At 65.6% G+C, this 20220-nt stretch carries 22 protein-coding genes; 4 read left to right on the forward strand and 18 right to left on the reverse strand.

All coding sequences use genetic code 11. The annotated features are described in order from the left end of the window. Nucleotides 1-286: 286 nt before the first annotated feature. Together HNP02_RS26915 and HNP02_RS44130 are read right to left on the reverse strand one after the other, a co-directional pair. Nucleotides 287-886 carry a glycosyltransferase gene (locus HNP02_RS26915; protein WP_221318061.1) on the reverse strand — a complete coding sequence of 200 codons (600 nt, stop codon included), beginning with the start codon at nt 884-886 and terminating at the stop codon, nt 287-289. Beyond that, complete coding sequence (locus HNP02_RS44130) at nt 883-1536, reverse strand: MIP/aquaporin family protein (RefSeq protein ID WP_375373714.1); 654 nt, start codon at nt 1534-1536, stop codon at nt 883-885. Before HNP02_RS44130 ends, HNP02_RS26915 begins: the two co-directional genes overlap by 4 nt. 402 nt (nt 1537-1938) lie before the next feature. Between HNP02_RS44130 and HNP02_RS26925 the strand changes: the two genes are divergently transcribed. The 3 genes from HNP02_RS26925 (at nt 1939) to HNP02_RS26935 (ending at nt 5069) form a co-directional block, all read left to right on the forward strand. Continuing rightward, the gene (locus HNP02_RS26925; RefSeq protein WP_184443682.1) at nt 1939-2676 is read left to right on the forward strand and encodes a VIT family protein; all 738 of its coding nucleotides are present in this window, start codon (nt 1939-1941) and stop codon (nt 2674-2676) included. Nucleotides 2677-2872: 196 nt separating this feature from the next. Next, nucleotides 2873-4405 carry a GAF domain-containing protein gene (locus tag HNP02_RS26930; protein ID WP_184443683.1) on the forward strand — a complete coding sequence of 511 codons (1533 nt, stop codon included), beginning with the start codon at nt 2873-2875 and terminating at the stop codon, nt 4403-4405. Then, on the forward strand, nt 4398-5069 hold the full coding sequence (locus HNP02_RS26935) for a response regulator transcription factor (RefSeq protein ID WP_184443684.1): 672 nt from the start codon (nt 4398-4400) through the stop codon (nt 5067-5069). Before HNP02_RS26930 ends, HNP02_RS26935 begins: the two co-directional genes overlap by 8 nt. A gap of 17 nt (nt 5070-5086) precedes the next feature. Here HNP02_RS26935 and HNP02_RS26940 read toward each other — a convergent pair whose 3' ends face one another. The 13 genes from HNP02_RS26940 to HNP02_RS27000 all read right to left on the reverse strand — a co-directional run bounded on the left by HNP02_RS26940 (nt 5087) and on the right by HNP02_RS27000 (nt 16926). Further along, a complete protein-coding gene (locus HNP02_RS26940; protein WP_184443685.1) occupies nt 5087-5497 on the reverse strand; it encodes a nuclear transport factor 2 family protein in 411 nt (136 codons plus the stop codon). Nucleotides 5498-5598: 101 nt separating this feature from the next. Beyond that, entirely contained in the window at nt 5599-6621 is a 1023-nt protein-coding gene (locus HNP02_RS26945) for a cupin domain-containing protein (protein ID WP_184443686.1), read from the reverse strand. A 60-nt stretch (nt 6622-6681) separates the two neighbouring features. Further along, a complete protein-coding gene (locus HNP02_RS26950; protein ID WP_184443687.1) occupies nt 6682-6918 on the reverse strand; it encodes a hypothetical protein in 237 nt (78 codons plus the stop codon). Nucleotides 6919-7067: 149 nt separating this feature from the next. Beyond that, on the reverse strand, nt 7068-7793 hold the full coding sequence (locus tag HNP02_RS26955; protein ID WP_184443766.1) for a Crp/Fnr family transcriptional regulator: 726 nt from the start codon (nt 7791-7793) through the stop codon (nt 7068-7070). Nucleotides 7794-7873: 80 nt separating this feature from the next. Continuing rightward, nucleotides 7874-8119: a hypothetical protein gene (locus HNP02_RS26960; protein WP_184443688.1), complete on the reverse strand. Its 246-nt coding sequence runs from the start codon at nt 8117-8119 to the stop codon at nt 7874-7876. 185 nt (nt 8120-8304) lie between these two features. Further along, a complete protein-coding gene (locus tag HNP02_RS26965) occupies nt 8305-9036 on the reverse strand; it encodes an HAD family hydrolase (protein ID WP_184443689.1) in 732 nt (243 codons plus the stop codon). Between the two features lie 32 nt (nt 9037-9068). Then, complete coding sequence (locus tag HNP02_RS26970) at nt 9069-10082, reverse strand: phosphotransferase (RefSeq protein WP_184443767.1); 1014 nt, start codon at nt 10080-10082, stop codon at nt 9069-9071. Between the two features lie 157 nt (nt 10083-10239). Then, nucleotides 10240-10935, reverse strand: a complete 696-nt coding sequence (locus tag HNP02_RS26975) for a flavodoxin family protein (protein ID WP_184443690.1) — start codon at nt 10933-10935, stop codon at nt 10240-10242. 61 nt (nt 10936-10996) lie between these two features. Continuing rightward, on the reverse strand, nt 10997-12013 hold the full coding sequence (locus HNP02_RS26980; RefSeq protein ID WP_184443691.1) for a LacI family DNA-binding transcriptional regulator: 1017 nt from the start codon (nt 12011-12013) through the stop codon (nt 10997-10999). A gap of 59 nt (nt 12014-12072) precedes the next feature. Beyond that, entirely contained in the window at nt 12073-13590 is a 1518-nt protein-coding gene (locus tag HNP02_RS26985; protein ID WP_184443692.1) for a cytosine permease, read from the reverse strand. A 27-nt stretch (nt 13591-13617) separates the two neighbouring features. Then, a complete protein-coding gene (locus tag HNP02_RS26990; RefSeq protein WP_184443693.1) occupies nt 13618-14298 on the reverse strand; it encodes a gamma-glutamyl-gamma-aminobutyrate hydrolase family protein in 681 nt (226 codons plus the stop codon). Beyond that, nucleotides 14295-15650 (reverse strand): glutamine synthetase family protein, encoded by a 1356-nt coding sequence (locus HNP02_RS26995; protein ID WP_184443694.1) that lies wholly within the window; start codon nt 15648-15650, stop codon nt 14295-14297. Before HNP02_RS26995 ends, HNP02_RS26990 begins: the two co-directional genes overlap by 4 nt. 34 nt (nt 15651-15684) lie before the next feature. After that, on the reverse strand, nt 15685-16926 hold the full coding sequence (locus tag HNP02_RS27000; protein WP_309241701.1) for a DUF1116 domain-containing protein: 1242 nt from the start codon (nt 16924-16926) through the stop codon (nt 15685-15687). 170 nt (nt 16927-17096) lie between these two features. Here HNP02_RS27000 and HNP02_RS27005 point away from each other — a divergent pair, with 170 nt between their 5' ends. Beyond that, the gene (locus HNP02_RS27005) at nt 17097-17513 is read left to right on the forward strand and encodes a hypothetical protein (protein ID WP_184443695.1); all 417 of its coding nucleotides are present in this window, start codon (nt 17097-17099) and stop codon (nt 17511-17513) included. Between the two features lie 345 nt (nt 17514-17858). On the opposite strand, the gene HNP02_RS27010 is transcribed toward HNP02_RS27005, so the two are convergent. The 3 genes from HNP02_RS27010 to HNP02_RS27020 all read right to left on the reverse strand — a co-directional run bounded on the left by HNP02_RS27010 (nt 17859) and on the right by HNP02_RS27020 (nt 20160). Next, entirely contained in the window at nt 17859-18233 is a 375-nt protein-coding gene (locus tag HNP02_RS27010) for an EthD domain-containing protein (RefSeq protein ID WP_184443696.1), read from the reverse strand. Further along, nucleotides 18230-19546 (reverse strand): HAMP domain-containing sensor histidine kinase, encoded by a 1317-nt coding sequence (locus HNP02_RS27015; protein WP_184443769.1) that lies wholly within the window; start codon nt 19544-19546, stop codon nt 18230-18232. Before HNP02_RS27015 ends, HNP02_RS27010 begins: the two co-directional genes overlap by 4 nt. A 173-nt stretch (nt 19547-19719) precedes the next feature. Beyond that, nucleotides 19720-20160, reverse strand: coding sequence for a DUF6653 family protein (locus tag HNP02_RS27020; RefSeq protein ID WP_184443697.1), 441 nt, complete (start codon nt 20158-20160; stop codon nt 19720-19722). Between the last annotated feature and the right edge of the window lie 60 nt (nt 20161-20220).

Consider the following 20220-nt stretch of genomic DNA (forward strand, 5'->3'; position numbering starts at 1 on the left):
CGCGATGGTTTGGAGGCTGTGGTTGATGGCTTGGCCGGGCGCCGTGGGCGATGGGCTGGTCTCCCAGCAAGAGTGGGAGGGTTCAGTCAACCGGCACCAGCCACCACCATCACCCGATGACGGATCGGCCAGGACCGGCAGCCACCACCCGGTGGCCTCTGCTGAACGAGCAGCACCCGGCGCACCCCCGAACAGACCAGCCCAAAAGCCTGGACGTCGCGGGACCAGCCGAAAACAACCAGCCCCCAGGCTGATTGGCGCTGCATGACCCACAACAGGTCAACTCTTAGGCATACTTCTTCAGGTCGTCCGGCCACTGCCGGCTGAGCAGCTGCAAACGGTGATCCCGCGCGACGTGGCTTGCTCGGATGCCCATTTGGTCGCGCAGTTCGGGATGTACCAGCAGCCGCACCACCGCGGCGGTCATCGCCGAGATGTCACCGGGCGCGTAGAGCAGTCCGGCGCTGTAGGGCATGACCAGTTGAGCGGTGGCAGGACTGGCGGATGCCACGACGGCTCGGCCTGCGGCCATCGTCTCCTCAAGCGCGCTCAACGTCGACGCGGGACTTGGAATCACGAGGTCCGCGGTGGCGAGCAGATCCGACCGCTGCGGCCCGGCGCAGTCGTCGACAAGAACCAATCGTGTCTGCAGCCTGCGCTCGGCCGCGCGCCTGACGACGAGGCTGCGACGCGCCCCCTCGCCTAGCAACACCATTCGTGTCTGGCACGTCTGCTGCACGCGGGTGAACATCGCGGCCAGTTGTTGGGCATGCTCGAGATCGTCGAACGGGCCGGCGGCGACGATGGTGGCCAATTCGGGCACGCTGGCCGTAGACCTGGACAGGCGGCAGCTCAGCGACCCGGCCCCCGCCATCAGGCGGCTCATCGGTCTGCCCGGTTGAGTGCGCGGAACACGAGTCCTGCGGCAATCCCGGCGAGCACCTGCGCGACCGGATATACCCACAGCGTCGACCAGGCGAACATGCCCATCACGGCGGCCCCGAGCGTCACCGCCGGATTGAAGGCACCGCCAGAGATGGCTCCGACCGCGACCGCGCCTGCCACGACGGTGAATCCGATCGCCAGGCCGTAGAACGAATTGTCCCGGTGGTCCTTGCTGGTGGCCACGTTGAGCACTACGTAGCACAGGGCGAAGGTAAACAGCAGCTCAACGACGAACGCCGCCAACATCGTTCGGTCGTTCAGCAACAACGTCGAGCCGACCGCCGCGTGGGCCGGATCGATGACCGTGTGTACCACCGCCGCGGCGAGTAGTCCTCCACCGAGCTGCGCGACCCAGTAGCCGGCTGCCTCGTGGAAGGTGATCCGCCCACGCACCAGGACGGCGATGGTCACCGCCGGGTTGTAGTGACCGCCGGAGAGGTGAGCGCCTGCGTAGATCATCACCATCAGGACCGCCCCGATGCCCAACGGCGCGAGCGTGCTTCCGCTTCCGACGGCGGCGCCGACGGTGAAGACAAGAAAGAAGGTTCCGATCGCCTCGACGGCGTACTTCACAATTGGCCGGGGACCGATCACTGCGTCGGCTGCTGTGTCGCCGGTGACGCCACCGACTGCGGGTTCTTGCGTGGTTATTTGCATGGCTTCTACGATCACCACGACGGCGGGCTGCGTCTTCGAGGCTGGTGCCCATCTACCGACCCCCGCCATCCCCACCTCCCATATACCGGCCAGCTGCAATGGGCACGGCCCCATCGCGCAGCAGGAGGCGACACGCTGCGCATTTACAGCTGGCAGCAACGCCGAGAGTACTGCTGACAGGAGCCAGTAACTGGTGTCAGCGGTGGCGACATCGGGCGGTTCGACCGCGAACATGGCAAGCGTAGGACGACGGATTGGAGCAGACGACGTGACGACCACCACGTTGGCCGTCACGGCCGCGTCACCGCCAGGTACGCGCCCGACGGTTGGCATGCCATGACGACGAGCGATATCGAATTGCACAGCGGTGCTGAGCATCCCGCGACGGAACCGCACGCACTCAACGTGGCAGGCCGACTGAACTGGTTGCGCGCCGGGGTCCTTGGGGCCAACGACGGCATCGTGTCCACCGCTGGCCTGGTGGTAGGCGTTGCGGGGGCTACCACAGCCAGGGAGGTGATCTTCACCGCCGGTATGGCCGGCCTGGTCGCCGGAGCAGTGTCGATGGCCCTCGGCGAATACGTCTCGGTCAGCACGCAACGGGATAGTCAGCAGGCCCTGTTAGAGCAGGAACGCCAGGAACTTCGCGACACCCCCGAGGCCGAACTGCGGGAACTGGCTGGGCTTTACGCGGCGAAGGGTCTGAGCGAACGGACCGCACGCGCGGTCGCTGAGGAACTCACTGAACACGACGCCCTCGCTGCCCATCTCGACGTGGAATTGGGCATCGACCCCGACGATCTGTCCAACCCCTGGCAGGCCGCCTTGTCATCCGCCGTCGCATTCACCGCCGGAGCGGTCATTCCGCTCATCGCGATCCTGCTCCCGCCGGCCAGCGCCCGCGTCCCCGTCGCATTCGTCTCGGTGTTGTTGGCACTGGCGTTGACCGGAACGGTCAGTAGCGCCCTCAGCGGCGCTCCCAAGACTCGTGCGATCCTTCGCGTCGTGCTCGGTGGAGCGGTTGCAATGGTCGTCACCTACGGCATCGGTCAGATGGTGGGTGCTCCACGGTGACGACGCCGAGCGGCGTTCGTTCCCAGGAACTCCACATCTTCGAGAATTACGCTCACATGTGCGGTCAAGTCCTGAGCGATCGGTCCGAACCGGCGACGAACTGCGGAGCACCTCGACGCCGGTTCGCTCGCCGTCACGCGCGGCGGATGTCGCCGTCGGCGCCGGCCACGATGATGAAGAACTAGGTCGGCTACCGATGCGCGCCCGCCTGATCACTCTGCTGCTTCGCCCGACGACCCCGCCCGTATGGCTGGGACTGGTGGTCGCCGTCTCGTTCATCGTGGCGGAGACGGGTGCCGTCCTCTTGTGCATGCATGTCGCTCCTGGCGATGCGTTCGGCACCGTGTACCTGCTCGGTGTCCTGGTGGTGGCCACGGTGTGGGGATTCGGGCTCGCAACGGCGACCTCGGTGGCCAGCGCTCTCGCCTTCGATTACTTCCGAGGTTGGCCGGGCCCGTTCGACTTTGGCGCCGACGATTGGACGGTGGTAGGCGTCTTCGTGATGGTGGCCTTGGTGGCGAACACGCTGGCGTCTCTGGTGCGGACGCGGGCGGTCGAGGCGGATCTGCGTCGCGGCGAGGCCGAGCGCAGCCGTGACCAACTTCGGGCGCTCGCAGAACTGCAGTCCTCATTGCGACGGGTCGCGACATTGGTCGCTCGCGGCGCCACCCCGTCCGAGGTGTTCTGCGCGGTGGCCGGTGAGCTGGCGCGCTGCCTGGGTGTGCCTCACTCGACGCTCGTCCGGTTCGATGCCGACGGCGGCTCCATCCTGCTAGCCACTTACGACGATCGTCAGCCGGAGATGCCGCTTGGCACGAGGTTTCCGCCCGAAGGCGAGAACGTCGCGGCGATGGTCTTTCGTACAGGCCGCTCCGCACGCTTGGACAGCCACGACGATGCGTCAGGTCCGGCTGCGGCGATGGTTCGTGCGGTCGGCATCGAATCGGGCGCCGGGGCGCCGATCGTCGTGGACGGACGCTTGTGGGGTGCTGCCATTGTCGGTACGCCGCACTGCGATCGGTTGCCTGCCGACACCGAGTCGCGGCTCGGGGACTTCGCAGATCTGGTGGCGACCGCGATTGCCAACGCCGAGACCCGCGCTCAGCTCACCGCGTCTCGCGCGCGGATCGTTTCCGCAGGCGATGAGGCCAGACGTCGGTTCGAACGCGATCTGCACGACGGCGCCCAACAGCGGCTGGTCTCGCTGGGCCTCAAACTGCGGGCCGCAGAATCCGCTGTGCCAACCGAACTCGAGTCGCTTCGAGTGCAGATGTCGGAGATGGTCGACGGTTTGGTGGACGTCTCCAAGGACCTCCAGGACATCTCCCGCGGCATTCATCCCGCGGTCCTGTCGCGAGGTGGGTTGGCACCTGCGCTCAAGACACTTGCTCGCCGCTCGACCGTTCCCGTCGCGCTCGATCTCGGCGTGGAGGGCCGGCTGCCCGACTCCGCTGAGGTCGCCGCGTACTACGTCGTTGCGGAATCGCTGACCAACGCTGCCAAGCATGCGCAGGCCTCCGAGGTGACGGTGAAGGTCGATACCGATGGCACTGACTTGCGCCTGTGCATTCGCGACGACGGGGCGGGCGGGGCAGATTCACGTGGGGGATCCGGACTCATCGGTCTTCGAGACCGTGTCGAGGCGCTCGGCGGACGCCTGCTGGTGTCCAGCCCGGTCGGCGACGGCACGTCACTGGTCGCGACGATCCCGCTGCGCTGCAGTGAGTAATCAGCTTGCGACGGCTCCGGTCCGCGTGGTCGTGGCCGAGGACGACGTCTTGCTTCGCGAGGGTTTGGTCAGCCTACTGAGTCAGTCCGGTTTCGAGGTTGTCGGACAAGCTGGCGACGGCCCCGAGCTGGTGTCTATGGTGCGGGCCACGACACCGGAGTTGGTCGTCACCGACATCCGGATGCCACCGAGCAACGCCAGCGAGGGACTCGACGCGGCGCGGGTGATCCGCGCGGAACTGCCCGACACCGCCATCTTGGTGCTCTCTGCCCACGTCGACGTCGAGCAGGCGATGGAGCTGCTCGGCAGTGGACACAGCATTGGCTACCTGTTGAAGTCTCGGGTCACCGATGTCGCCGACTTCGTCGACACCCTGCAGCGCGTAGCCAAGGGGGCGTCGGTGGTGGATCCGGCGTTGGTTTCCGAGCTGGTGTCGGTCGGCAGACGCGCCGACCCACTCTCCGCGCTGAGCGCGCGAGAGCTTGAAGTGTTGGCGCTGATGGCCGAGGGCCTCTCGAATGCCGGTATCGCCCATCGAATTTGGGTCACCGAGGGCACGGTGGCCAAACACGTCAGCAGCATTCTGAGCAAGCTGGACCTTCCGGCAACCGACGACGCCCACCGCCGCGTCCTCGCCGTGATCACCTTCCTCGAGTCACGCTGACCGTTAGCTCGTCGGGCTCAGGTATCGGTGGTGCCCATCGAGGCTGCGATCGCGGCCAGTTCTTCGGGTTCCGAACCGGCGAACGGATGATCGACGACGTAGAGCCAACCCTCGGGCTGGCGCCGTGCCACCTCAGCCGTCACCGAGGACATCCGTTCTCCGTCCACCTCGAACGTCCATTCGTTGCTCAGCACTGCGAGGTCCCCGGTGGCGATTGCATAGCGACTGCGGACCGTCATGTGGCCGTTCATCGCGAGAAGCCCCGACCACTGCTCGCGGATGGCGGACAACCCGGTGACGATGGTCCCGTCGGCGAGGACCATGCTGGCGTCTTCCGCGTACAGCGCTACGAGGCCGTCGATGTCCTGGTTGTTCACCCCTGCTTCGACAGCCGGGTGAATGGCCGCGAGCTCAGTACCAGGTCTCATCAGCGTCCCCATTCGCCGTCCAGCTCGTGAAGACGGAGCCTAGCGACTGCACCCCAGTGGAGTCGAGGATCTGAAAGTCTTCCGCACTTGAGGGGTGCCCGTCACCGGCGGTCGGAGAAGCGGATGTCCAGGCTCCGCAAGTAGGTCTGCAGTCCGGCGTCCTGAATCGGAATCAGGTGCGCTGGAGCGGCGGACTCGTTGAAGTGAGCGTGCCAAAGGCCCGGTGGCGTGACGAACGCGCCTCCCGCCTCCCAGTCGACGCGGGTCGGCTCGACGATGTTGCCCCGCTCGTCCAAATGGGTGCCCAGCAGGGTGTAGCACCCTGGCTTGGCGTCGAGAATCAGATCGAGCGCCACCGACTGATGACGATGCGGACGCTGTTCCTGATTCGGCGGCAACAGACCGAACATCGCCCACAACACGTGGGTGATGGTCAGCGTCTGCTCCTGAGCGGCGTTGGCCAACAGAACGCTCACCCTGCTCTTGTCGTTTGCGTCAGGCCGCGATGCGATCTGATCCAGGTGAGCGACCACGTCGGCCCGCCGGAATTTCGTTGCGCGAAAACGCGGTTCGGTAGCTCGCGCCCCCAGATGGCGCAGCAGCGGCTCGTCGTGCACCCAGTACAGCGTCGCGTCGGTTTCGGCACGGAACGTGGCACGGGTGGCGGCGGGCATCGTCAGGAAGTCGCCCTCCTCCCAGTGCACGAGCCGGCCGTTGACGGCACTGACCCCGTGTCCGCTGATGACGTAGTACAGCTGGGAGGTGGCATTTGGGCTCGTCTCGACCTGCTCGCCCCACTGAATGCGCATGAAGTTCGCGACCAGTGCCGGGCTGGTGGCGGGGCCGTCGCTCAGGTCGAGTTCGTTCGAAAGATCCAGTGGGACTATTCGGGTGGGGCCTTCGGCATACAGTTCTCGACCAAAGGATGTGATCGGGACCGCTGACGTGTGCCCCGATCCGATGGGGTTCGCCGCCTTCGAATACTCGAAGTATCGAGCGTCGTCGGCCCAATGGTCGAATCGCCCCTCGAATCCGTACTCGGCCACATCGGTCATCGGTGCTGGGATGACAGTGTCGATCGCATCCCCGCCACCGTTGTCGGCGATCACCAGGTCCGTAGTCATGACTTCCTTCTCGCTTCTCGTGTTGGGGAACACGGCATTGACGTCGTGAGTCAGCGACGCTTATCGATGGCCGGCGGTCATGGGGTAGCCCATGATGCCGAACTCGGGGTATTCCGGCGCGTACTGAATGGGCGCGGAATCATTGATCTGGACGTTGCCGGGGGTCTGACATACGGTGTTCGGGCCGACGGCGTTGCAACCCGGCGTATCGGCAGCCGCTATCGGCGCAAAGGAGATCGCAACGGCGCCAGCACCTGCCGCCAGCAGGAGTGTGATTGCCTTGACTTTGGTTCGCATGTTCGATCCTCCTTCACGAGGTGAGGCCCCGGTTGGGGCTTGCTTCCAGGATTGCGGTCCCCCGAACGGGTGTCGTCACGGCTGATGCCAATCCGCACCTGACGCCAACAGGAGTCAACGGATGCCTGCCAGCACCCACGCGCGATCGTTTAGTGCGCTCGCCCGGCCAGGCCCTCGGAGTCGGTGATCACCACGGTCTTGCCTTGCATCCGAATCCATCCGCGAGTGGTGAAGTCGCGTAACGCCTTGTCCACGGTCTCCGGTGCGGCTCCTGCCAGCTGCGCGATCTCGTCGAGGGTCAGGCCGTGTGTGACGCGCATGGCGCCGTCCTCCTGGACGCCGAAACGCTGCGCCAGCTGGAGCAGCCGTTTGGCGACGCGACCCGCGACGTCGGTGAAGATGAGGTCGGCCAGGTCGTCGTTGGTGCGCCGCAGCCGTCGGGCCAGGACGCGCAGCAGCTGCACGGCGATCTCCGGTCGGTCGGCGATCCATCCCAGTAACGCCTCGCGATCCATCGTCACCGCGTGCACCTGGGTGATGGCAGTTGCGCTCAGGGTGCGCGGCCCCGGATCGAAGATCGACAGCTCACCGAACATGTCCGACGGTCCCATGATCGTCAGCAGGCTCTCACCGCCGTCGGCAGCGCGCCGCCCGATCTTGACCCTGCCCGCGATGATGATGTACAGGTAATCGCCGGGTTCCCCTTGCGCGAGTATCGTTCGCCCTGGCGGAAATTCGGCGCGCCGCAGATGCTTGATGAGTGCGGACACGGCCGTCGGCGGCACACCCTGAAAGATCCCGGCCCTGGCTAGGACCTGCTCCTCGTCTTCGGTTTCCGACGGCTGGGGGACTGCGTCCTCGGGCTCGGCCTCCAGCGTGCGGATGCGATCCAACAACCGCCCCGGCCATGCCCGGTTGCGGGTACCGGTCACCCCCAAGTCCACGTCGCTGGCTCTCAGAAGGGCCGGCCCATGCCGGGGTAGGCAGGGACGTAGGGGTCGACACCCGTCGGCACCAGCGGATCTTCTCCAGTCTGGAAGGGCTGTGCGGGCGCGGATGGTGCGGTCGAACCATGGACCGACGGAGTCGGTGTGACGGGCGTGTGGCCGGAAGCGGCGCTGGCGGCGGGGGATAGGGCAACCGCTGCTCCAATGGCGGCCGCGGCCAGCCACGGTGCGGCGTACTTGATCGCTGCTCTCATGGCGTCCCTCCTGGTCGCGGGGTGGCCGGATTCGGCCGTGTCACAAGGGTTGCGCACGAGGCACGTCGACGTCACCACGGCTGACGGCCATTCGAGATGGGTGCTAGCTGGTATCCGTTCGTTACCGCTACCGGGCGAATTGGAGGTGCTGCCAGGATGCCGGGGCGGCTGGAAGATCCGGACGCCTAGATACCGGCGATGTCCAGCAGGTCGCGGAAATCGGTGATCCGGTGGTCGGGCACGCAGTCCTCGTGGTGCTTGGTGCCCTGATCGGAGTCGAACATGACTGTGCCCATCCCGATCTCGCGCGCCCCGTAGATGTCGCGATGCATGTCGTTGCCGACGTAGAGGGCCTTCTCGGCCGGTATCCCCATCCCGTCGAGCGCGAGCTGGAAAAGCCGCGGATCGGGCTTTCGGAAGCCGTGGTCACCGGAGACGACGATGGGGTCGAAGTACTCCGTCAGACCGACCTTGTGCAGTTCGCCGCGGGCGTAGCTGCTCTGCCCGTCACTAACAATCGCAAGGGGAAAGCGCTCGCGCAGTTTTTTGAGCGTCGACCGGACGTGGGGGTACAGTTTGAGTTTCCGGCGCGTCACGCCGCGGTAGATCTCGGCCAACGTCAGTGGCAGCTGCGTGAGCCGTTCGGGCGCCTTGGCCCTGGTGTAGTCGCTGGCGTGGTCCTCGATGATGGACCGCCAGATCCGCACCGCATCGAATTCCGGGTACTGCTCGGCGCTTTCGCGTTGTTGGTCCTTGAGGCGCTGGAAGTACAGGTCGCGGATCTGGTGGCGGCGCAGATCGATGCCCTGATAGGTCAGGAAGTGCCCGACCGCGCGGAAGGCGTCCTCGCGATCGTCCTCGGTGCGGATCTCGATCAACGTGCCGTTGACGTCGAAGGCGATCGCGGCGACATCCATGATGCGGGTGCACCCTCTCGTCTGGTGAAGCGCTAGCAGGCCTGGAGCAGGCGCTTGGCCTTGCGGACCAGTTTCGCGCCGTACTCCGGGGAAATGTAGTCGTTGCGGGCGACGCGCAGCAGATTGAGCGCCATGTAGTACGGCAACCGCGAGGTCATCGATGCGAACGCGCCTTGCCGGTCTGGGAAGTGGCAGCTGTACTCCCACAGGAAGTGACCGATGAATGGCTCGGCGCGCCGACTGTCCCCCGTGGCGGCCATGAACGCGTGTTGCAGTTCGCCGGCGACCCGGCCGACATCGAACATCCGATCGCCGCGCTTCATCCGCTCCAGGTCGATTGCGGCCACGTCCAGGCCGTGCCCGAAGAGAAAGTTGGCAGGTGTGGCGTCCCCGTGCAGCCATACCTGTCGGTCCTGCCACATCGTGGGACGATCCCGCCACAGGCCCTGGAGCCACAGCAGTTCGTCGGTATCCCATATCCCGATCCGCCGCCTGCGTTGCAGCTGGGCTACCAGCTGCTCGAAATAGGTGCAGTCGGCGTCGAAGTCGACGGATCTGCCGTTCGCTGTCCGATTGTGTTGCGTGGCAAGGAAATAGCCCAAGGCCTTGAGTCGCCAGAACAGATGGGCGTCGTCGCGCTCGTGAATGGACCGCGAGATCGCCTGGCTGAACTGCTCTCCGGCGTAGAACTCCAGCGCCAGAACGCAGTTGATGTCCGGATCGATGCCGAGCGGACGGATCACATGGTGCGGGGAGCCGACCAGGTCGTAGCCGCGCAGTCGTTGCAGGCCTTCATACTCCCGGTAGGCGACTCCGGCAGCGCGGTCGCGGTCCCAGCCGAATCTTGGGCCGTAGAACTTGCAGATGATCCTGGCGTGACTGTACTTCTCCTCGTAGGCGTAGACCTCGTTGCTGCCGCGCAGCCTGAACGCGCGAAAGGCCGGCGTCGGCCCATGAACACCGAGCTGATCGCGGGCGATGCCGGCGAGAAAGCCGTGGAGTCGGTCGTCGCCATGGACGTAGCCGACGTACTTGCCGATAACGATGCCTCCTCGAAGCCATGGGACGACGAGATCGCGTACGCCGGATGGCTACCAACTGTTCACACAGTAGATGCTGGGTGTTTCATCGGCGCGTCAGATCCCGTGATGCCGGGCGGGGCTGCCGAGCAAGCGACCACGGCTGCGGTGGAGTCTCCGCTGATTACCGGGCGCCGCCGATGGAGAGGTCCGTCTCGGCGTCGGCAACCGGTGGCACCGACCGGAGGTGTTCCCAGACCTTGTTGGATCGCACGGTGTCGAGGCGGTAGTCGGTGACGCGGGTGTCGTAGAGCCGCTCGGTGAGGCGACTGGCAGCGGAGACGGGATCGCCTGGATCCAGCGCGATTTCACCGCGGCTGTTGGCCCTGCCGACGACCACGCCGACGAGGTCTTGGTTGAGGTAGCGCGCCAACTCCTGGAACTGAGCTACCACGCCAACGGTGGCGCCCTGGTAGCTCTCCTCGCAGGAGATCAGCACGGCCACCTTCTTGTTCATGATGCCGTCGATGACCAGCTCCTGCTGGGGTGCACTGTTGGCGGTGTAGCAGAACAGGCGGTCGAACACGGTCTTGAGCCGGCCCGGCATTCCGTAGAAGTACAGCGGCATGGAGTAGACGATGCCGTCGGCGGGCAGCATCTTCTCCAGGAGGAGTTCGGCGTAGCGATCATCGAGGGAGCAGAGGCGATCGGACACGCGCCGGCATCGCCTGCAGTTGTCGAGCATCCGCTCGACGTAGTCGGCGAGGTAGACGTGTTCGACGTCGTGGCCGGCCGAGCGGGCGCCGTCGACGGCGGCACGGGCGAGCAGGTCGGAGTTGCCGTCGTCCCTGGCGCTTGCGCTGATGACCAGTGTCTTCATTCTGTTCTCCATGATAAAAGGTTTTTTCACCTGGCGGCAAGGGGCTGTGGTGGGTTGGCCGTCAGGCGGATGCGCCGCCGCGCAGCGTTGATCGGCGGATGTTCAACTCGGTGGGCACGACGACGGCGTCTTGGGCGGGCTTGCGGCCCTCGACCAGGTCGATGAGCAGTGAGACGGCGATGCCGCCAATGGTCCTGGGGTGGCAGACGATGCCGGTCACCTCGGGGGTGGTGAGGCTGAAGATGCTGCTGTCGACGCAGCTGCACAGACCCAGATCGCGCGGTAGATCCAGCCCAAGCGCGCTTGCCTCGTGCAGCACGTCGAGCGCGATGTCCTCCGAGCCCGCATAGATCGCGTCGGGCGGGTCGGTTTCGGAAAGCAGGGTGCGCAACGCGGCCTTCGCGGAGTCTCCGGTGCCGGTCTCCACGGTGCGCACCGGGATGCCGTGGGTCTGCGCGAACGTGGTGTAGGCATCGATGACGTCGCGGGTGTAGGACCGGGCGCGGTCGGTGATCATCGCTGCAGGACGGCGATAGCCCTGGGCCCAAAGGTGTTCCAGCGCAACTAGTGCCGCGGCGCGGTGGTCGTTGTCGACGACGTAGCGGTTCGGGTTCACCCCTGCCGTGCGGCCCGCGGTGACCACCGGGTGCGCCTTGACCCAGCTCGGGTCCAGCAGGCCCTCGTCGCCGTGGGGGTCGACGATGATGGCGCCATCGACGGCGAAGGCGTTGATGGCGGCGGGTGCGATGCCTGGCGGGGTGAGCACCAGGGCGTAGCCACGTTTGCCCGCTTCCTCTGATGCGCCGTTGAGCACCTCGAGGAAGTACTCGGAATTCGGGATCAGCATGCTCGATTGGCTGGTCGAGTCGAACGGGGCGATCTGAATCGCCAGCGTGCGGCTCTTGTTGGTGACCAGTTGCTGGGCGTGGACGTTGGCCTGGTACCCGAGTTCGGTGGCGACTTCGAGCACGCGTTGGCGTGTTCGTTCACCGATCCGGCCCTGGTTGCTCAGGGCGTGGGAGACGGTGGTGAGGGAGACCCCGGCGGCCGCGGCGACGTCGCGGATGGTGACAGCCACCTCGACCTCCTCTATGACCTGCCGTTCCATGATGTCAGAACGCAGCGCAGTGACCATCGTCAGACCCGCCGCGTCGACGGGTCGGATCGGCGCGGGGCGAACAGCTCGGCTGGCTCGGGAAAGACCCGCAGGGTCACGGGATAGAGGATGGCGGCGACGATGCCTGCGACGAGGAATCCGGTGTCGAGTCCGCCGAGCAGTCTGGCGCCGGGCGAGGTGAACCACCCATTGTTGGTGAACAGCAGCCCGCAGGCGAATGCGATGCCCCACACTCCGACGCCGACGTAGTTGAGGCCGGCGGTGAACCAGTACACACCGCCCTTCTCGCCTCGGTTGAACACCTGCAGATCGTCGGTGTGGTAGTAGCCGCGCCGGTGAAAGTGACCGATGGTCAAGATGACGATCCAGGGGATCGACGAGCAGGCCAGTAGCGCGAGGAACACCGCAACCCCGCCTGCGATCGCCGAGTAGAAGTGTCCGATGTACACCAGGACGGTGGCGATGAGGCAGGCCAGCAGCGTGGCCTGCACCCGGTTGAGCTTCGGGATTATTGCCGAGGTGTCCAAACCCGTTCCGTAGGTGTTGATCACGGCCTGCGCCATGCCAGAGGCAAGCCCGACGTAGATCAGGGCCGGGATGAACCATAGTGGTGCGGCGTTCACCAATGCCAGTACGTACGAGGTATCGGCATCGGGAATCGCGTTGGAGTACAACACCACCGATGTGAACACACCCCACATGAACGGGCCGCCCATACCGAACATGCCGCCGAAGAACAGCGCCCGCAGGATCGATCCGTCCGGATGCAGTTTGGGGGAGATGTGCCGAGTCCAGTCACCTGCGTACGGGCCGTAGGACGCCACCGTCGAGGCGCACAACAGGGCCGACAACAACCACGCCGCCGACAGCGAGCCGAGGGCGTAGGTGCCCGTCCCCGGGTAACTCGGGTCGAAATGTGGGCCGTAGACCAACAATCCGACGATGAGGCACGCCCCTGCGGTGGGAATCATGATCTTCTGACAGAACACCATGCTCGAATGTCCGAGCACCGAGACCACCGTTACGACCACCGAGAGGATTCCGTAGGCGATCAGCCGGACGGGACCGGTGTCGGTGAAGCCGAGATAACGAGTGAGGGCGCCAGCGAGGGCGTCGCCGCCAGTCCAGATACTCAGCGCCGCAAAGGCTACCGATGCGGACGCCTCCAGGATCGATCCGATGAGCCGTCCTGCGACACCGAAGAACGCGCCGGACGACACCGGATTGTTGGTGCCGCTGCGCGGACCCATCAGTCCGGTCGGCGCCAGGAGTGCGGCGCCGATCGCGGAGCCGACGACGACCGCGCTCGCCGCCTGCCACCAGCTCAGTCCGAAACTGACGGGGAACCAGCCGATGATGATCACGCTGAACGTCAGTGAACCGCCGAACAGGATGTTGCCGAGGTTTCGCGGTGACGATCGGCGCTCGTCTTCGGGGATGTACTCCACGCCGTACTGCTCGATCCGGCCTGCCCGGTCCTTGTTCACGGGGGATGGCGTCGTCGGCGTGTCGACGCGGGACGCGACTTTGGCTCGCATGCTCGGGTTCATGTTGGTTGCCTCAGGTTAGTTACCGTTGATGAGCCAGCGGAATGGCTCGAGGTGGCGGTCATCGCCGGCGATGAGTGCTTCTGGATGCCACTGCACACCCAGCACCCCGGGGGCTTCGACGGCCTCGATGATGCCGTCGTGGGCCCACGCGGTGGCGGTCAGCAGCGCGCCGACGTCCCGGATCGCTTGGTGGTGATGGGAATTGACGTCGCACACGGTGGCCAGTGCTGCCTCGGCGACCGAGCCGACGTCGGCCTTGATGCCGTGACGCAACGTGGCGTAACCGCGGTCGTGGCTCTCGTCGAGGTGGCCGTGATGGCCCTCGGCGATCAGGTCCTGGATCAGTGAGCCACCGGTGGCCACCGCGATGAGCTGGGCTCCGCGGCAGACGCCGAGGACCCGTTTGCCCGCGTGGTGTGCCGCCCGGAAGGCCCGCAGTTCCATGCGGTCGCGTTGGCGGTCGACGGCGTCCAGCGTCGTGCGTACGCTCTCGCCGTACTCCGAGGGGTGGACGTCTCCGCCGCCCGAGAGCAGCAGCGCGTCGACGCGGCCGAGTACCTCGTCGACGCCCGCCGAGTCACCGAGAACCGTCGGCAGCAGCATGGGCACGCCGCCGGCGGCGAGCACCGCCGCGGTGAAGGCCGACACCACCTCCGGGCGCTCGGTCGGGCCAGTGGTGATACCGATGACGGTCATAGGTTCAGCAGGTAGGCGTCGCGTTCGGCGTCGCTCACCTGACCATGGCTGTGCTGCCACTCGGCCTTCTTCATCTCGACGTAGTCCGTGACGAAGGCTTCGTGAAAGACCTGACGCGTCAGGGGATCTGCGTCGAACGCTTCGATCGCGTCTATGAGGGTGCGCGGCAGCACGTCGATGGAATCGTCGGTGTAGGACACCACGTCTTCGGGTTTACCAGGGTCGATACCGTCGCGGATGCCCTCCAGTCCCGCGGCGAGCATGAATGCCGCCGTCAGGTAGGTGTTGGCCGCCGAGTCGACACTGCGGTTCTCGATGGCGGGGCGGTTGGCGGGCAGGCGCAGCATGCAGGACCGGTTGTTGTGTCCGTAGCTGATCTTGGTTGGGGCCCAAGAGAAGTTCCCGTCGGCGAGCCGGGGCACCAACCGTCGGTACGAGTTCGTGGTGGGGTTCGACAGCGCCGCCAGTGCGCGGGCGTGCTTCAGGATGCCGCCTGCGAAGTGCAAGGCCTCCTTACGCCACCCGGTGTTGCCGCTTCCGGTCTTGAACACGTTCTCGCCGGTGTTGCGGTCTTCGAGGCTCATGTTGAAATGCGAGCCGGAGCCCCACAGTTCGGCGAAGGGCTTGGGCATGAAGGTCGCCAGCAGGCCGGTCTCCTTGGCGGCCTGCTTGACGAGCAGGCGGAACAACGTCATCTTGTCGGCCGCTTCGATCACCTCGGCGTGTGCGAAGTCGAATTCGTACTGACCCTCACCGCCTTCGGCGTCGAAGCTGAACAAGCCGAAGTCGAGCCGGTTCATGTAGTCGACGACGCGATCGAGGAAGGGCATGGCGTCGAGCGCGACCTCGAGATCATAAGCGGGCGTGGGTTGCAGCGATCCGCTGATGTCGATGGGCTCGAGACGACCCGATGCGATCGACTCGGATTTGAACACGTAGAACTCGGGTTCGATTCCGAGCTGGCAGACGTATCCCATCTCGGCGGCTTCGGCGACCTGGCGTTTGAGTATCGATCGAGGACAGAGCGCGAAGGGTTCCCGTCCGCCCATCGACATGTCGGCGACCATCCAGGCGAAGCGGGCGTCCCACGGCAGCACCTGCAGGGTGCTCGCGTCGGCGATGCCGACGACCTCGTCCTCGACCGGATTCATCCGGCCGATCCCGCCCATTCCCCGCGGGGTGTAGCGCTCCGATCCGGCGAGTAGATTCGGAAGATGGTCGATGGGAACGATTTTCGACTTCGGTCGGCCTTGCACGTCGATCCAGCATCCGACGGCGTACTTGACGCCCTGCTTGGCGAGGCCGTCGGCGATTCCGGCGTGATCTTCGGAGAGGGGCGTGACGGTGTCCATTGCTACCTTCTTTTCTAGAGGGGGGTGGGGTGGTTCAGGCGCGCAGAGCGGCGCTTGCGTCGGCGAAGGGTTGGTGTGGGGCGCGGGCCAGTCCGGCGCCGATCTGACCGCCGTGGGCTCCTGCGATGCCGATGTCCATTACGGGGGTAATGCCGGTCTGCGCGACGGCGTGCACGTCGATACCGGTTGGGGAGCCACGGAAGTCGAGGAACGGCAGGGTGAACAGCCGGCTCTCGGAGCGGGTGATCTCGTACATCTGCGTGTTGAACCGGATCATGTTCTCGACGCCGCCCTGGTAGTCCTGCAGGGTGAACGCCGCAGTCTGGGCGAAGGCACCGAGGCCGCAGACCTCGGTGATGATGCTCTCGCCGCCCATGAACTGGGCGTCGTCGATGGTGTGGCCGTCGGTGAGCTTGTAGTGCTCGAATCGGGGCAGGGGACCGGTGAACCATTGATCGCCAAGGCCGGAGACCTGAATGCCGAACTGGCTGCACGACATGGCCATTGACGTGACGATGGACGATCCTTCGATGTTCGCCATGCGAAGGGACAGGACCTTCGCCGCAGCCATTGCGGGACGCAGGAAGAAGTAGTCGCCTGCGGTCAGGTAGGCAACCAGTTCGGCGACGGCCTTCCCGCCGGAGGCGATGGCCGGCACGATCTCGCGCAGCAGCAACAACGATGCCGACGCGTTGCGGCTGTGCAGCTCGTCGCCCTGACGCAGCGCCCGTTGCATGATCGGAAGCAGGCTGATGGGTCCGCGTCGGCGTACCGCTTGGCCGAGAGCCGGCCCGATGGTGTCGGAGAGGAAGTGCAGATTGGTGCGGACCGCTTCGTCCCAGACGCCGTAGTTCAGCCGGCTTGGCGTTTCGCCTTCGAAGAGCGTGCAGAACGCCCGCTGACCGTCGGCGGCGTCCTCGACGACGACGACGGGCATCGACGCCGAGGTGACGCCGGACAGCGAGCCCACGCAGTCGTGGTCCTGGCACCCCTCGACCGTGACCTCGCCGCTCTCGAGCGCGCGGGCTGCAGTGGCGAGGTCGGTCGCGAGGCCCTCGTAGACGACGCTGCCGAGGATCGCCGTGCGTTGGCCGCCGGTGTACTCGGACCAGGGCATGGTGGGACCCGAGGTCAGCACCAGATCGCGGCGCATGCCGGGGATGACGTCCAGCGCCTGGGCGATGTCGACCAGGTGTGGTTGGGCCGCGTAGAAGCGTTCGAGCGCGAGGTCGTTGGCGGCATCTGTCGCGTTCTCGGGTGCTGCGGTCGTGAGCACGAGTCTCCTAAGCTAAAAGGTTTTGGCAGATGGCGAGTGGGTCAGAACTGATTGATAAAACGTTTTGTCAGATGATGCACCTCACACTCAAGGGTGTCAAGTGATCCATTCGTGGTGGGGTGTCGAGCGCCGATTACCTTCCCAGATGTCGAGCGCAGGAGGTCGGAAACATGAGCGGTCGAAGCGAGGCCTTGCTCGTCGGGGGCCGATCTGGAACGGGGAAGAGCAGCGTCGGCAACGAGATTCATGCCCAGTTGTCAGCGGCAGAGGTATGGCACTGCCTGATCGACGGCGACTTCCTCGACCTGGCCCATCCATCGCCGTGGGAGCACGGCCTGGCCGAGCGGAATCTCGCCGCCATGTGGACGAACTACCGCGCGCTGGCGTACCGCCGCATGATCTACACCAATACGGCCGCCGTCCTCGCAGGCGTCGTGGACGCGCATCGCGCGCACATTCGCTTCGTCGAGTTCGTTGCCGCAGGAGCGGCTCAGGACGCTGAAGGGTTGTGGCGCAAGCACTTAGCGGCAGGCGACAGCGAGTTGCAGGTCGAGCCCGACTGCCACAGTGTGCTCGATCTGTTGTAGCGGTTCCGGGTCAGCGCGTCGTCGTCCTCAGCGCGCCGATCGTCGTCAACGCACTGAGCGACTTCGTCGAGCATGGGAGAGTATCGGGCGAATGCCGAGTCTAGCTGCGGGCCGCAGGTTTTCGGGTAGGTCATCGTTGAATGTGACCGTCTCGACAGGCACGCCTAGTCGGTTGATGAATTCCTCGTAGATCGAGGCTCCGGTGTGCTCACTTAACTTCCGACGAGGCGGTCACCCCGTCGAAGAGGTCGAACCGGGTTGGGTCCTTCGCCCCTCGCCGCGACGCGCTACTGCTCGGCTGAGGGAACCATGAAGGGGCAGCCCTGCTCGCGCGTCGAACGATCGTCATGTCGAGACGATCAGGTGCTCTCTTGCAAAGAACAGCGGAGAATTTGGAAGGTCGATGAAGGTCTGTTCGTCGCGACGAAGCGCCTGCCCGGCGATCCGTCCTTCGGGCGAGGAGCCTGCCTCGACCATGTCTTCGATGCTGTCCCACCAGAGTTCTGCCACACCATCGAACGAATCGACCTGTCCGTCGCGTGCCTTGATCACCGGAGAGAGGCGTGGGTCCGAGAGGGTGTGGCTCTGGGTATAGCGGCGAATCCGCAGCACTGGAGCATGCTGACGCACCAGTTCCGCATGGTTTTCAACCCAGTAATGGTGAAATTCCGAAACCGAGAGCGTCGGTAGTCGCCGCAGGCAGAAGACGAGCTTGATCATCGTGTTCCCGGCAGCCGCAACAGCAGTCGCGCACCGCGCAACGGGCTGGCCCCCAAGGATGCCGTGCCGCCGTGCAGCTCGGCCTGTTGTGCGACGAGTGCGAGCCCTAGCCCTGAGCCGGACCGGGAAGCATTCGTCCCTCGAGAGAACCGCGCGAAGACCTCGTCGCGCTCTTCCTCTGGTACTCCAGCGCCGTTGTCGTCGACGGCGATCTCCACACCATCGGCGGAACTGATTGCGCTGAGCTGGATTTCGGTCGCATCGCCGTGTTTGACGGCGTTGGCGATGGCGTTGTCGATGACGAGTCGCAGCCCTGCAGGCAGTCCCACCATCAGCACGCTTGGCGAGGGCACCAGTGATACGTGCAGGGAGGGGTAGGTGTGCTGGGCGTCGTGAGCGGCGCGGTCCAGCAGCTCGGTGATGTCGAACGGGACGAAGTCGTCGACGGTGGTCAGTTCGCCCTGCGCCAGGCGCTCCAGCGCCGTCAGGGTGCCCTCGATCCTGCCCTGGGTGCGGATGACGTCGCCGAGCACCTCCTTGCGCTGCTCGTCGGGAAGGTCGAGGGTGGCCAGCACTTCCAGGTTGGTGCGCATGGCCGTCAGCGGGGTGCGAAGTTCGTGCGAGGCGACCGCAGCGAAGTCACGGGCCGATTCCAGCGCCGCTCTGGTGCGCTGCTGCTCACTGCCGATGCGGGCCAACATCCCCTCGACCGCTTCGGCGATCTCGACGGCCTCCTGCACCCCGCGCACCTGAACTTCGTCGGGATTGGACTGGGCGTTGATGGCGCGCGCCTGCTGGGCCAACAGCCGGAACGGGTTGATCATGATCAACCACATCACCCAGCCGACCAAGACGGTGCCGACGATGACGCCGCCGCAAATCAGCAGCACCCTCAGGTGCAGCTCGTTGATTCGATGCTGGGTCTCGGCCACCGGCGCACCGAGCGCGATCGAGGCCGGACCCGCCGTGAAGGTCCGCACCCGGTACTCCACGCCGTTGATGGTGGTGTTGGCGTAACCGCTGTCGAACTCCGGCAGCGTGATGTCGCTTGGCACCGACACGGTCGTTCCGGCCACACGGGCGGTGCGTACCAGGCTGCCGTCGGGCATGGGTTCCGCGGCACTGGTCCGCTGTGCGGTGCTGAGCAGCGAACTGATGTCGCCAAGGCCGCTCACCGAGTCCAGGCGCCGGTCGAGCTGGCTGTACTGGTCATTGGTGACGCCGATCCACACCCACGTGCCGAGCGTGATGACGAGAATGACGACCGCGAGCGCCGAGATGACGACGATGGTGCGCAGCGACAGCACCCGCATCGGCAGCCTCAGCAGCCGATACACCCCACCCTCTGGTTCCAATGCCAAGCTCAAAGCGCGAAGCCGGCGCTGGTCGTTGACGTATCGTCCATGAGTCCATGGTGCCTGACGTCTCCCGTTGATCCTGCGTCCAGGGCTGTCACCACTCGATCATCACGACCCTGGACGCAATCTCAACGGGGAGATCGGCGCCGGTCGAACAAGCGCGCCATCAGCTCCCAGTACACCAGGACCAGCGCCATCTGGACTGCGGTCGCGACGACCGCGGCGCGCAGGTGATGGTGCCTGGCGGCGACGAGTGCACCGATCGAGATCGCTCCCGTGACGGCGGAGGGGACCATCGACGCGTCGCGCGGGCGGTCGACGATCCAGAGCTCCTCGCCGAGTATCGCGCGTGTCGCCCACGCCCGGTCGTGGTCGTGCTTGGGGAACAACACCGGGTTGACGGCGAGCCAGCCGGCGACCAGCGCCGCATCGCGCCGACGCCGTGTCCACACCGGAACCAGGACCAGTGGGGTACTCGCCCAGCGCGTCCACGCACTCCACGGATTCGAGTGCCGCTCGAACATCGCGTGCCGAAGACGCGCCACCGTGCCCGTCGAAGCGTCGCCCATGGGGATCTCCTTCCGCGTATGGGCCACACTGCCAGCGACGAACCCGCGAGGTCCAGGCGG

The organism is Mycobacterium sp. AZCC_0083 (assembly GCF_014202335.1).
Classification (GTDB): Bacteria; Actinomycetota; Actinomycetes; order Mycobacteriales; family Mycobacteriaceae; genus Mycobacterium.

Excerpts from the sequence above, each read along its gene's own strand:
- HNP02_RS26915 (WP_221318061.1), bottom strand. The coding sequence starts at position 886 with ATGAGCCGCCTGATGGCGGGGGCCGGGTCGCTGAGCTGCCGCCTGTCC.
- HNP02_RS26925 (WP_184443682.1), top strand. The coding sequence starts at position 1,939 with ATGACGACGAGCGATATCGAATTGCACAGCGGTGCTGAGCATCCCGCG.
- HNP02_RS26930 (WP_184443683.1), top strand. The coding sequence starts at position 2,873 with ATGCGCGCCCGCCTGATCACTCTGCTGCTTCGCCCGACGACCCCGCCC.
- HNP02_RS26940 (WP_184443685.1), bottom strand. The coding sequence starts at position 5,497 with ATGAGACCTGGTACTGAGCTCGCGGCCATTCACCCGGCTGTCGAAGCA.
- HNP02_RS26945 (WP_184443686.1), bottom strand. The coding sequence starts at position 6,621 with ATGACTACGGACCTGGTGATCGCCGACAACGGTGGCGGGGATGCGATC.
- HNP02_RS26950 (WP_184443687.1), bottom strand. The coding sequence starts at position 6,918 with ATGCGAACCAAAGTCAAGGCAATCACACTCCTGCTGGCGGCAGGTGCT.
- HNP02_RS26960 (WP_184443688.1), bottom strand. The coding sequence starts at position 8,119 with ATGAGAGCAGCGATCAAGTACGCCGCACCGTGGCTGGCCGCGGCCGCC.
- HNP02_RS26965 (WP_184443689.1), bottom strand. The coding sequence starts at position 9,036 with ATGGATGTCGCCGCGATCGCCTTCGACGTCAACGGCACGTTGATCGAG.
- HNP02_RS26975 (WP_184443690.1), bottom strand. The coding sequence starts at position 10,935 with ATGAAGACACTGGTCATCAGCGCAAGCGCCAGGGACGACGGCAACTCC.
- HNP02_RS26985 (WP_184443692.1), bottom strand. The coding sequence starts at position 13,590 with ATGCGAGCCAAAGTCGCGTCCCGCGTCGACACGCCGACGACGCCATCC.
- HNP02_RS26990 (WP_184443693.1), bottom strand. The coding sequence starts at position 14,298 with ATGACCGTCATCGGTATCACCACTGGCCCGACCGAGCGCCCGGAGGTG.
- HNP02_RS26995 (WP_184443694.1), bottom strand. The coding sequence starts at position 15,650 with ATGGACACCGTCACGCCCCTCTCCGAAGATCACGCCGGAATCGCCGAC.
- HNP02_RS27005 (WP_184443695.1), top strand. The coding sequence starts at position 17,097 with ATGAGCGGTCGAAGCGAGGCCTTGCTCGTCGGGGGCCGATCTGGAACG.
- HNP02_RS27010 (WP_184443696.1), bottom strand. The coding sequence starts at position 18,233 with ATGATCAAGCTCGTCTTCTGCCTGCGGCGACTACCGACGCTCTCGGTT.
- HNP02_RS27015 (WP_184443769.1), bottom strand. The coding sequence starts at position 19,546 with ATGCGGGTGCTGTCGCTGCGCACCATCGTCGTCATCTCGGCGCTCGCG.
- HNP02_RS27020 (WP_184443697.1), bottom strand. The coding sequence starts at position 20,160 with ATGGGCGACGCTTCGACGGGCACGGTGGCGCGTCTTCGGCACGCGATG.